General features: G+C 65.1%; 9 protein-coding genes. 2 read left to right on the top strand and 7 right to left on the bottom strand.

Features of this window, described 5'->3' with window-relative positions; genetic code table 11:
- The first annotated feature begins 234 nt into the window (after nucleotides 1–234).
- Nucleotides 235–1,374, top strand: coding sequence for a GGDEF domain-containing protein (locus AC062T_RS00955; protein ID WP_476026541.1), 1,140 nt, complete (start codon nucleotides 235–237; stop codon nucleotides 1,372–1,374).
- On the opposite strand, the gene AC062T_RS00950 is transcribed toward AC062T_RS00955, so the two are convergent.
- The 6 genes from AC062T_RS00950 to AC062T_RS00925 form a co-directional block, all read right to left on the bottom strand.
- Nucleotides 1,371–2,747, bottom strand: coding sequence for an APC family permease (locus AC062T_RS00950; RefSeq protein ID WP_476026539.1), 1,377 nt, complete (start codon nucleotides 2,745–2,747; stop codon nucleotides 1,371–1,373). The two genes, AC062T_RS00955 and AC062T_RS00950, sit on opposite strands and share 4 nt — an antisense overlap.
- Nucleotides 2,748–2,860: 113 nt before the next feature.
- Nucleotides 2,861–3,379, bottom strand: coding sequence for a nucleoside deaminase (locus tag AC062T_RS00945; RefSeq protein WP_233245426.1), 519 nt, complete (start codon nucleotides 3,377–3,379; stop codon nucleotides 2,861–2,863).
- Between the two features lie 44 nt (nucleotides 3,380–3,423).
- Nucleotides 3,424–4,323 carry an ABC transporter permease gene (locus AC062T_RS00940; RefSeq protein WP_476026537.1) on the bottom strand — a complete coding sequence of 300 codons (900 nt, stop codon included), beginning with the start codon at nucleotides 4,321–4,323 and terminating at the stop codon, nucleotides 3,424–3,426.
- A complete protein-coding gene (locus AC062T_RS00935; RefSeq protein WP_108516336.1) occupies nucleotides 4,323–5,456 on the bottom strand; it encodes an ABC transporter permease in 1,134 nt (377 codons plus the stop codon). Before AC062T_RS00935 ends, AC062T_RS00940 begins: the two co-directional genes overlap by 1 nt.
- A complete protein-coding gene (locus tag AC062T_RS00930; RefSeq protein ID WP_476026535.1) occupies nucleotides 5,453–7,102 on the bottom strand; it encodes an ABC transporter ATP-binding protein in 1,650 nt (549 codons plus the stop codon). Before AC062T_RS00930 ends, AC062T_RS00935 begins: the two co-directional genes overlap by 4 nt.
- Before the next feature lies 1 nt (nucleotide 7,103).
- Nucleotides 7,104–8,180 (bottom strand): BMP family protein, encoded by a 1,077-nt coding sequence (locus tag AC062T_RS00925; RefSeq protein ID WP_108516334.1) that lies wholly within the window; start codon nucleotides 8,178–8,180, stop codon nucleotides 7,104–7,106.
- Between the two features lie 152 nt (nucleotides 8,181–8,332).
- On the opposite strand from AC062T_RS00925, the gene AC062T_RS00920 reads away from it, so the two are divergent.
- Nucleotides 8,333–9,877, top strand: coding sequence for a PucR family transcriptional regulator (locus AC062T_RS00920; RefSeq protein ID WP_476026532.1), 1,545 nt, complete (start codon nucleotides 8,333–8,335; stop codon nucleotides 9,875–9,877).
- A 43-nt stretch (nucleotides 9,878–9,920) separates the two neighbouring features.
- Here AC062T_RS00920 and AC062T_RS00915 read toward each other — a convergent pair whose 3' ends face one another.
- Entirely contained in the window at nucleotides 9,921–10,343 is a 423-nt protein-coding gene (locus tag AC062T_RS00915) for a hypothetical protein (RefSeq protein WP_476026530.1), read from the bottom strand.
- Nucleotides 10,344–10,543: the final 200 nt, after the last annotated feature.

The following is a 10,543-nucleotide window of genomic DNA, read 5'->3' as shown; positions in this document are numbered from 1 at the left end:
CGCGGAGTTTTTTCACTCTCTCCTCCCAGCATCGTTGGGCCTGGCCACCGGCACGTTGCGGCGGCCTGCACTACTCGCAGGCTAGTTCTCTTCGACGGCTGCGCTGCTGCACGTTGGCTGCCAAGCGGATGCCCCACCCCCGAACTCGGGGTAGGCATCCAGCTCGCAAGAGGTCGGGGCGGGCGTGCCTCGGCATACCCTGGGATCCGTAGCAATATACGAGGGGGGTCGGGCGTGCTAGATATTCTGACCCTGCGCGTTATGTTCGCAATCGTGGCGTTAGTCCTGCTCGCGCACATCTACTTCGTCACGTACAGGAGCACACGCTCGTCCTACAGCCGGTGGTGGAGTTGTGCCTTCCTGCTCATCATGAGTGGCTCATCCGCCTACCTCCTCAACGGCACGCAGCATCAGGCGTGGGCGAACCCCTTGGGCAATCTCCTGCTGGTGTCTGCAGCGGTGGCGGTGTGGGGAGGCGCCCGATCGCTCAGCGGCAAGCCGCTTAATCCATGGCATGCCGCAGCGGGACCCCTGCTTGCGGTCGTTGCCGCCGCATTCGATTCGCCCTCCACGCACGTCTGGCCGGGCGGAGCCGTGTTTCTCGCACTCGTTGCCGTGCACAGCGGCCTCGCTGCGGTCGAGTTCTTTCGACTCGACAGCCGGGAGTGGCACGGCGTGCGAGCACTCGCTAGCGCTGCTGGTCTTTTTTCGCTGTTCTACTGGGGACGCTGCGTGGCCTTCCTGGTCGATGGACCCGACGGCACAGTGTTCCAGAGCGCATTCGGCAGCGAGGTCACCACGGTTGCGGTCACCGCATTCTTTGTCTTTGGTGCGTTCTCAATAACAACCCTCAGCCACGAGCAGGTGGCGAGCCGGCTTCGCGCCGAGGCCTCCAGGGACGGCCTCACCGGAGTCTTGAACCGCGCCGGGTTTCTGCAACAAGCACAACGGCCACGCAAGAATGACGCGGCACTCATCCTCACCGATCTGGATGGCTACAAGGCCGTCAACGATACCTACGGCCATCAAACCGGGGATCAAGCACTCCAAGCGTTTGCGGCAGCATGCCTTGCGAGCGTTCGCGAGACCGACTTGGTGGGCCGGTACGGCGGCGACGAGTTCATCATTCTCCTCACCGGGGCGTCCCTTGAGCAGGCCGAGCGGGCGGCGAGCGAGATCAGTCGCCGCCTTCGCGACGCGAAACCGCCGGAGTTGGACCTGTGGCCAACCGTGAGCTGCGGGGTCACCCCGCTACACCCCAACACGCTCAATCTAGAGGCGGCGAGTGCCGCTGCGGATGCTGCGCTCTACGAGGCCAAAGCCCTGGGACGCGACCGGGTGGTGCGGGCACGCCCCACCGGGCGGGTCTCCTAACGCTGCGCCTTGCCCGCCTTGCTCTCCTTGCTCTCCTCCTGGGGGCGCCGCGCAGACCGCCGACCCCACAGTCGTGACGCCAGAAACAGCACCGCCCCAATTGCGATGAGGATGCCCGCACGCAACCAGACATCCCCTCCCTGCTGCGTCATCAGGCCGATGCAGGAGAGTGCCCCGAGCACAGGAATCACCGTCCACACCCTGAAGTGGTCGTGGTCGACCTTGTCTCGGCGCAACACGAGCACCGCGATGTTGGTGCTGAGAAAGACGAAGAGCAGCAGCACGACGACCGTGCCGGCGAGCACCGCGAGCCCCCCGGTGAAGGTGAGCACCATGGCCACGAGAGTCGTCGTGATGATTGCCACCCACGGCGTCCCTCGTTGGGGCAAAACCCGCCCCAACGCTGCAGGCATGAGCCCCTGCTTGGCCATTCCGTAGGCAAGTCGGCTCGCCATGATCATGGTCAGCAGCGCCCCGTTGGCCACCGCAATGAGGGCGATCGCGCTGAACAACCAGCCGGGGATGCCGGTTCCCGTTGCCTCAATCACGGTCAACAGGGGGCCCGTCGAATCCGCCAGTGAGTCAACCGGCACCGTGATGGTGGCCGCGGCCGCGACGAGCATATAAAGCAGCCCTGCCGTGATCAGTGCGGCGAACAGGGTGCGGGGATACACCTTGGCGGGGTTGCGAATCTCCTCCACGATGTTCGCCGACGTCTCGAACCCCACGTACGAGTAGTAGGCCAGGAGCGCCCCGGCCATCACCGCGAGAAACGGGGTCGTTCCCGGCGTGAACTCGGTGAGTCTGCTGGCGTCACCGCCACCGCCCCCCACAAAGATGCCGACGGCGATCAACACGATGAGCAGCCCGCTGAGCTCAATTGAGGTCATCACAAAGTTGGCCTGCATCGACTCTTTGATGCCGCGCATGTTGATGAGCGCTACGAGCACGAGAAAGAGGATGGCCCCGAGCACGGGAGGAATCTCAATGAACTGGGCAAGGTAGTCGCCGGAGAAGGCGAGGGCGAGCGCGGCAGCGCTCACAACACCCGCGGCAAGCATGCAGAAGCCCACGAGGAACGAGATGAGAGGGCTGTGATAGGCCTTCTCCGCGAAGACGGCAGATCCGCCCGCCTTCGGGTACTTGGTCACGAGCTCTGAATATGACCCGGCCGTAAGCAGGGCAAGCACGAGCGCAACGCCGAGCGGAATCCACACGGCACCCCCGGTTTGCCCGGCGATTTCGCCCACAAGGGCATAGATACCGGCACCGAGCACATCTCCCAGGATGAAGAGAAAGAGAAACAGTCCCGTGATGTTGCGCTTGAGGCCAGACGGGTCGGGGCCTAATGAGGCATCCTGCGCAGAGGTCATAGGCCGGATCGTACGGCCGATGCGGCGCGACGAGAAGACCCCGCTGCGCTAAACCGTGCGCCGTCAATCCTGCGCTTCGCTCTGCGCAGGGTCAAGACGCGGGGAGGCTCGGATTAAACCCCGATGTCTTCGTTCCAGAGTGCGGGCTCCGCCTCGATGAAGTCGGCCATAAGCTGGCGGCATTCGGCATCGTCGACGACGACAACCTCGACCCCTCGCTGTCGCAGATAGTCCTCACCGCCATAAAAGTTGGCGTTCTCACCGACGACAACACGGGGGATCTTGTAGAGCAAGATCGCTCCCGTGCACATGTCGCACGGTGACAGGGTGGTGAACATTGTCGCGCGGGCGTAGACGCTAGCGGGCAGTCGTCCGGCATTCTCGAGGCAGTTGGTCTCGCCGTGGTGCACCGAGCTTTCATTCTGGATTCGGCGATTGTGGCCGGTGGCAATGACCTTGCCATCGACAACGAGCGCAGCGCCGATCGGGATGCCCCCCTCAGCGCGCCCGAGTCGGGCCTCACTGATCGCTGCACTGAGTCCCTCAGCCAGCTGCGACTCAGTCAGTGGGGGCAGCGCGGTCAGTGGAGGCAGTGCGGTTGCATCGTTGGTGTTCATGTCTGTGCCACTCATCTGGGCTCCGTTCATGGGGATGAGAAGTGGGATGGGGGAGCAGGTCAGGCGCGCCGATAGGGCTTGAGGTATGCCCCGGGATAGCGGATGCCCCGACCCCAGATCGCAAGCGCAGCGATCACGACGAGGTAGGGAAACGCGATCAGCAGTTCGTTGGGAACGCCACTGAAAAGCGGCGAGATCGCGAGCTGCAACTGCAGGGCATCGGTCACCGCGAACAGCAGTGCCCCCGCAACCGCGGGCCACACCTTCCACCGGGCAAAGATGACGAGCGCGATGCAGATCCACCCGCGACCGCTGACAATGTCGATCGTGAACGTGCCAAGCAACGACAGCGTGAGAAACGAGCCACCAATCGCCATCATGGCGCCACCGATAATCAGCGCCGCAAAGCGGGTGCGGGCGACCGGGATGCCGGCAGCATCCGCCGCCTCCGGGTTCTCGCCGACGGCGCGAAGCCGAAGCCCGAAGCCGCTCGACCGCAGCACCCACCAGAGCGCGGGGGCGAGCAGGAGGAAGGCCACATAGGTCAGCGGATACTGCGACAGCATGCCCCCGCCCGCGAACAGCCTGTCGAACTTTGCGGTGATCGTCTGCGAGCCGCTGCTGAAGAGCAACCGGTTGGCAAAGTTGCAGGCGGCGACCAGAAGCAGGGTGGTGCCGATGCCGGCCACGTGCTGGTTGACGCCCAGCGTCACGGTGAGCAGACCCATGAGCGCACCGGCGAGGGCACCGGCGATGACCGCGGCGGCGAGCCCGAACCACACCGAGCCACTCGTCGCAGCAGCGAAGAAACCGCAGAACGCGCCCGCGTACATGGTTCCCTCGATGCCGAGGTTCAAGATTCCAGCCCGCTCGTTGATCACTGCACCGAGCGCGGCCCAGACCAGCGGGGTTGCGATGGTGAACATGGCCGCAAGAACGGCGAATAGGGGAAAGTCCATCAGCGCACACCAACTTTCGCCGCAGCATCCGGTTCAGAGGCGGTCGCGACCGTTTCGTCTAGGGAGGGCCCACCACTCGGGCGCCGTCGGCCGAACACCACGCGGTAGCGGCGCAGGGCCATCAGTGACACCACGGCGAGCAGAAGCGTGGAGCTCACAATCGCTCCCATCTGTGTGGGCAACTGCAGCGAGATCGAGGCGTTCTGAGCGCCAACGGCGATCGTGCCAAGCAGCAGGGCGACAAGCAGCACGCCGCCCGCCGTGAGCGCCCCGAGGGTCGCCACGACGATGCCCGTATAGCCGTAGCCGTTGGAGATTCCGGCGGTGAGCTGGTGCTGCACGCCGAGCACCTGGCTCGCGCCCCCCATTCCTGCGATGCCACCCGAGATGAGAGCGCACCTCCACTGCAGCCGGGCAACAGGAATGCCCGAGAACTGGGCTGCCGCGGGCGCCTGCCCTGCCGCACGAAGCCTGAGCCCGAGCGGGGTGAACGACATGACAATCCACGTGCCGGCCACCAGAATCAGGGCAATGATGAGCCCCCAGTGCACGCGGCTGCCGTCGGTAACCGGCGGCAACGTGTAGCCGGGGCCGTAGGTGTCTGAGTCAGGAAACCCGCTCGCCGAATTGCGCCAGGGGCCGTTGAGCAGACCCTGCACGAGCAACAGTGCGACCGGGTTGAGAAGCAGCGTCGTCACAACCTCGTCGATCTTGGCGTGACGTTTGAGCCAGGCGGGAAGAAACGCCCAAACAGCACCACCGATGAAGCCAGCCCCGAGAGCAAGGGGGAGCGCGAGCGCTGCGGGCAGATCGGGCAGGTACAGCCCGGGCACCGTTGCGGCGATCGCGCCAGCAAGAAACTGACCCTCAGCGCCGATGTTGTAGTAGCCGACCCGAAAGGCGATCGCCACGGCAAGTCCCGTGAAAATCAGGGGAGTGGATGCCAGCAGCACCTCGGTGACGCCGTTGAGCGTCGACAGCGGGGTCACCAGATAGCGCTCGTAGGCGGCCACGGGGTTGGCGCCAGCGAGGCGAATGGGTCCGGCGGTTATCAGCAGGGTGATGGCCACAGCGATGAGCACCGCCGCCGGTGCTAGCCACCGCGACTCCCTGGCACGCAGCAGGATTCTCACGGTCGTTCATCCGTCCTTGTCGCAACGGCAGTGCCGTAGTCAGTGCTGGTGTGGCCTGTCATAAGCAGGCCAAGAGCTTCGGGTGTGGCCTCAGCGGCGGGTAGTTCGCCGACGATGCGGCCGGAGTAAATGACGGCGATGCGATCACAGATTCCGAGAAGCTCGTCGAGGTCTTCAGAGATCAGCAGAATGCCGGCGCCGTCATCGCGGAGGGCACGCAACTGCGAGTAGACGTAGTTGCAGGCTCCAATGTCGAGCCCCCGTGTCGGTTGCGAGGCGACGAGCGCCTTTGGCCCGCGGGAGATGGCCCGCGCGAGCAGCACCTTCTGCATGTTGCCGCCCGAGAGTGAGCGCACGGGGTCGCCGGGCTGCGCCCGAATGTCGAACCGTTCAATCAGACCATTCACATGGTCCTTCACCGCGCGGCGGTTGAGAAACGGACCCTTGGTGAAGCGATCAAGATCTTCGAGCACCAGGTTCTGGGCCACGCTCAGTGCGGGAATGACGCTGCCCTTGCGGTCTTCGGTCAGGCGTCCGAGCCCGGCACGAATGCGCCCGGCCGGGTCGAGGCCGCCGATCTCGGTCTGCGCGACCATAACCGAGCCGCGCTCGGCGGCGAGGGTGCCGCAGAGCACATTCACCAGCTCGGTTTGGCCGTTGCCGGATACTCCGGCAATGCCGAGGATCTCGCCCGGCTTCACGGTGAGGCTCACGGCATCGAGCACTCGAGAACCACCCGTCTCGAGAGTGAGGTCGGTGATCTGCAGGGCTGCGGCATCCGCGATCCCTGGGGTTGCGTCAGGAGGGATTGCGGGGGTCGCCGTGGGCGCCGCCTGGTTGTCGGTGTCGTTGGTGGGCGCTGGCGTGCTGACCTCTGCACCGACCATCAGTGCCGCGATGGCGCGGGGGTCGAGGCCCGCTGCGGGTCGTGACGCCACGATGCGTCCCCGGCGCAGGATGCTGATGCGGTCCGCGATGCTGGTGACCTCGTGGAGCTTGTGCGAGATGAAGATCACGCCCATGCCCGCCGACGTGAGTCTGCTGATCGAATCGAAGAGTTGCTCGACGTCTTGCGGCACGAGCACCGCGGTCGGTTCGTCGAGAATGAGAACCCGGCAGTCGTGGAACAGGGCCTTCACGATCTCGACCCGTTGGCGCTGGCCGACCGAGAGGTCTTCGACGATGGCATCCGGATCAATCGACACGCCGATGCGCGCGGCGGCGGCGAGAACCTTCTCCCGCGCCGCGGCTACATCGACCCTGCCGAGTCCGACCCCGGCGAGCATCAGGTTTTCGGTCACCGTCATGGTGTCGACGAGCGAGAACTCCTGGGTGACCATGCCGATGCCGGATGCCATGGCATCCGCTGGCGAGGTTATGCGCGTGGCGAGCCCACCGACACGAATCTCGCCGCTGTCGGGCTGGCTGAGCCCATAGAGAATGCGGGTCAGGGTGGACTTGCCGGCGCCGTTTTCGCCCAGCAGTGCGTGCACCTCGCCCGGCATTACCGACAGCGAGATGCCGTCATTGGCCACGACGGGGCCGAACGTCTTGGTGATATCGACAAGCTCAGCGAGGGGGACTTGTTGCGGGTCGGGGGGCGCGGCCACGCTGGACCGCGCCCCCGTCTCGGGTGTTACTGACACGCTATTTGCCTACTGTGGTCGAGCCTGCCGGCGCGTTCTCATTGATCGGGGTCTCGAAGGTTCCGTCGAGGATCTCGGCCTGGCGTGCCTCGACCTTCGCGATCAGATCGGCCGGGATTTCGTAGACCGTGGCGGAGTTGATCGGGGCGAGCGAGCTGCCGCCATTCACCATGAACGAATATTCGGCCAGGTTTACGCCCTTGTAGTTGCCAGCCACGACGGCCTCGACAATGGCGTCAACGGTGGGGCGCACGTTCCAGAGCAGCGACGAGGCGACGTAATCCGGGGCCTGGTCCTCCTGGTCGACCATCATTCCGAAGACAGGGATGCTGTGCTCCGATGCTGCAGCGATAACGCCGTCGCGCTCGGCAAACAGCACGTCGGCTCCACCGGCGATTGCCGCTTCGGCCGCCTGCTTGGCGGTGGCGGGGTCGAAGAACGAGTTGATGAATGAGACGGTAACCGTGGCCGCAGGGTTCGTCTCACCGACGCCAGCGATGAAGGCGTTGACGATGCGGTTTACCTCGGGAATCGGCATGGCACCGACGACGCCGATCGTGTTGGACTCGGTGAGTCCGCCCGCGAGCATGCCGGCGAGGTAGGCGGGGTCCTGCATCCAGTTGTCGAACACGCTGAAGTTGGGTGCCTGCTCGGAGCCACCGGAGCCGAAGGCAAAGGCGATGTCGGGGTACTCGGCGGCGACCTCACGCACGGCATCTTCGGCAGCGAAGGCGTCTCCGATGATGATGTCGGGGCTCTGGTTTGACGCGATGTCGCGCAGGGCCCGCTCCATCTCGTCTGCCGTGTGCAGGTTATCGATGTGCTTGTACTCGATCAGGCCGTCCTTTTCGGCGGATTCGAGCGCGGCGTGGATTGCTCCATCCCACGGCTCTTCGAGCGGGGTCGCATAGGCGCCAAAGACGAGGGGCAGACCGCTGGCCGATTCACCGTCAGCCGCAGGCTCTGCTCCGGTCGTTCCACCACAGCCAGCCAGCACAAGAGCGGCGACGGATGCGAGGCTGAGGGCTGTGAGTCCGCGTTTCACATAGCCGGGGGTGCGCGGTGAGCCTAGGGTCATGAGGGCCTTCTCTCGTGTGCATGCTGTGACAGGGGTGGCTCAATGCCACTCCATGAGATTAGGGGCGAAGTCAGATCCCTCGATAGAGACGGTATGTCATTTCGCTACGGTTAACGGTTGACATAATGTCCCTCTGTTGACACGCTAAAATCGTGAATCTGACCGTCGCCCAGCTCATCGCTTTGCCCGTGCTCGCGCGAGCCAGACCAGAGATCGTGTCTGGCCATGATCTTGAGGCCCGCGAAGTGCGCTGGGTGCACACGAGCGAGATCTATGAAATCTCGTCGCTGCTGCACGGGGGAGAGGCCCTGCTCACCACCGGCCTAGGGCTGGTGGCGCTGAGTCCGGATGCTCGGCGCAGCTATATCGCCGATCTGGCCAAGGTCGGAGTAGCGGCAGTTCTGTTAGAACTCGGGCGCACCTTTCCCGAGGCCCCGGAGGGCCTCGTCGACGAAGCCCGACGGGTCGGCCTGCCGCTGATTTTGCTTCACGGCGTCGTTCCGTTTATCGAGGTGACCGAGGTCGCGCACGCCCTCCTGCTCGGTGGCGAACTCGAAGCTCTGCGCGTCTCCTCGGCCGTCACCGAGCGACTGCTGCAAGCACTCGGCGAGGGCTCCGGACTCGTCGGACTAACCGGGCTCCTGAGTGAGATTGCCGGATGCCCCGCGTCGCTCTACGCAGCCGACTCCAGCCTCGTAGCGGGGGTGCCGCTGGACTTGCCTCATGAGCCCGCCCCCAGCGAGGCCACCCCGCTGCGCGTTGCGGTCATCGCGGCTGGAACCGTCTGGGGAGAGCTTGTGCTCGACGCCGAACCTTCTCCGCGGCTGCGAGCCATCGCCGAAAGCGCCGCACACGTTCTCGGAGCCGAAGCCGCCCGATCCCACGCGATACCCGTCAGCCGCGATCAGGCCCGCACCGAGCTCCTCCGCGACATCGTGACGGGGCGATACACGGGCGCTGCCGAACTCGCGACCCGCGCGCTCGGAGCGGGGCTCACCGTGCGCCCCGACCACAAAACGGTTGCCCTCTGCGTGCGCCCCCGCTCCGCACGATCAGCGGCGAGCACCGTCATGATCGCTGCGCGAGAGGCGGCCCGACGCGTGCTCGGCGCCGCCCTGGTGGCCGAAGTCGAGGGGGATGTGCTTGTTGCCGCGATCATCCGGCCGGCCGAACTGCGCCCCGTCGTCGCCCGGTTTGCCCACGCCGTCGAGGCCGAACTGCGGTCAACGTCGGGCGGCGGTGTCATGGTGAGCGCCGCCCAGCCCGTTGACGATATCCCTGCCCTCGTGAGCGCTTTTCCCAGCGCTCGAGAGACCGCGCGCCTCGCGATGCGTTTGACCCCCGCGGCCCAAGTGGTTTTGGCCATGGATTTCGCGCTCTACCAACTGCTGTCGTCTCTCGTCGACGACGAAGTTCTTGAGCGATTTGTCAACGACCAACTCGGCCCCCTGCTGACCCACGATGCGCGCACCGGTGCCGGGCTTGTGATGACGCTTGATTCCTATCTGGCCGCGGGGTTATCGAAGACCAAAACGGCTGAGGCGCTCGGCATCCGGCGACAAACCCTCTATGGCCGACTAGAGCGCATTAGCCGCATGTTGGGCGGTCTCGACCTCGACAACCGCGAACGCCGCACGGCCCTCGACCTTGCCCTTGTCAGCTGGAGATTGCGGGTCTCGGCCGCGAGCGGCTCGTAACGAGGCGCGCACCGACGAACACAGGGCGTTGCGTGTCGCGGCCTCAGGTGTCGTCCGCGTCCGCCTCCGCAGACTCCGCAACGGTGTCTGGTTCACCATCCACGGCGGCGAAATCCACACCGTACTCATCCTCGTCCAGGTGTCCCTCGATCGGCTGAATTATGCCCGGGCCCACTTCATCCTCAACGGTGCCCTCGACGGGTTCACCGGCGACCGCATCATTCGTCACGGTCTGCATCTTCTCCTCGGCAGCAACGAGCGGGTCGGCGGGGTAGTCATCATCGTCGGAGGGCCGCTCTCCGGCGGCACCGTTGGCCCGGCCACCGTCGACATTCGGGGTCTTCACTGTTCCCGTACCGGCCGGATCATCCAGCCCCTGTTCGAAGGGGAGCGCATCGTCGGGGCTATCTGCTGCGGCATCTGAGCGGGCTTTCCCCCCAGAATTCAAGTCGTCACGATTGTTCATGCGCACACGATAGGTCGGGTAGCCCTCAGGCAGCCGAATATGAGGCAAAGGTTCAGCACTCCAGCCTCAACTGCGGTCACCTCGGCGCATACCCCTGCGCCAGGAAGGAGCGCCCTGACAGAATGCAGCCCCGGCAGCGCAAGTCGCGCTTTGGCGTCTCCGCGTGACCTGCTTACCTATACTGCGAAGATGCCAAAAAC

It is taken from the genome of Homoserinimonas sp., from assembly GCF_056262345.1.
This window is presented reverse-complemented; position numbering and strand designations above follow the sequence as displayed.

What these genes read in the sequence shown, in the direction of transcription:
- AC062T_RS00940 (WP_476026537.1), bottom strand. Translation starts at nt 4,323, where the DNA reads ATGGACTTTCCCCTATTCGCCGTTCTTGCGGCCATGTTCACCATCGCA.
- AC062T_RS00945 (WP_233245426.1), bottom strand. Translation starts at nt 3,379, where the DNA reads ATGAGTGGCACAGACATGAACACCAACGATGCAACCGCACTGCCTCCA.
- AC062T_RS00925 (WP_108516334.1), bottom strand. Translation starts at nt 8,180, where the DNA reads ATGACCCTAGGCTCACCGCGCACCCCCGGCTATGTGAAACGCGGACTC.
- AC062T_RS00950 (WP_476026539.1), bottom strand. Translation starts at nt 2,747, where the DNA reads ATGACCTCTGCGCAGGATGCCTCATTAGGCCCCGACCCGTCTGGCCTC.
- AC062T_RS00915 (WP_476026530.1), bottom strand. Translation starts at nt 10,343, where the DNA reads ATGAACAATCGTGACGACTTGAATTCTGGGGGGAAAGCCCGCTCAGAT.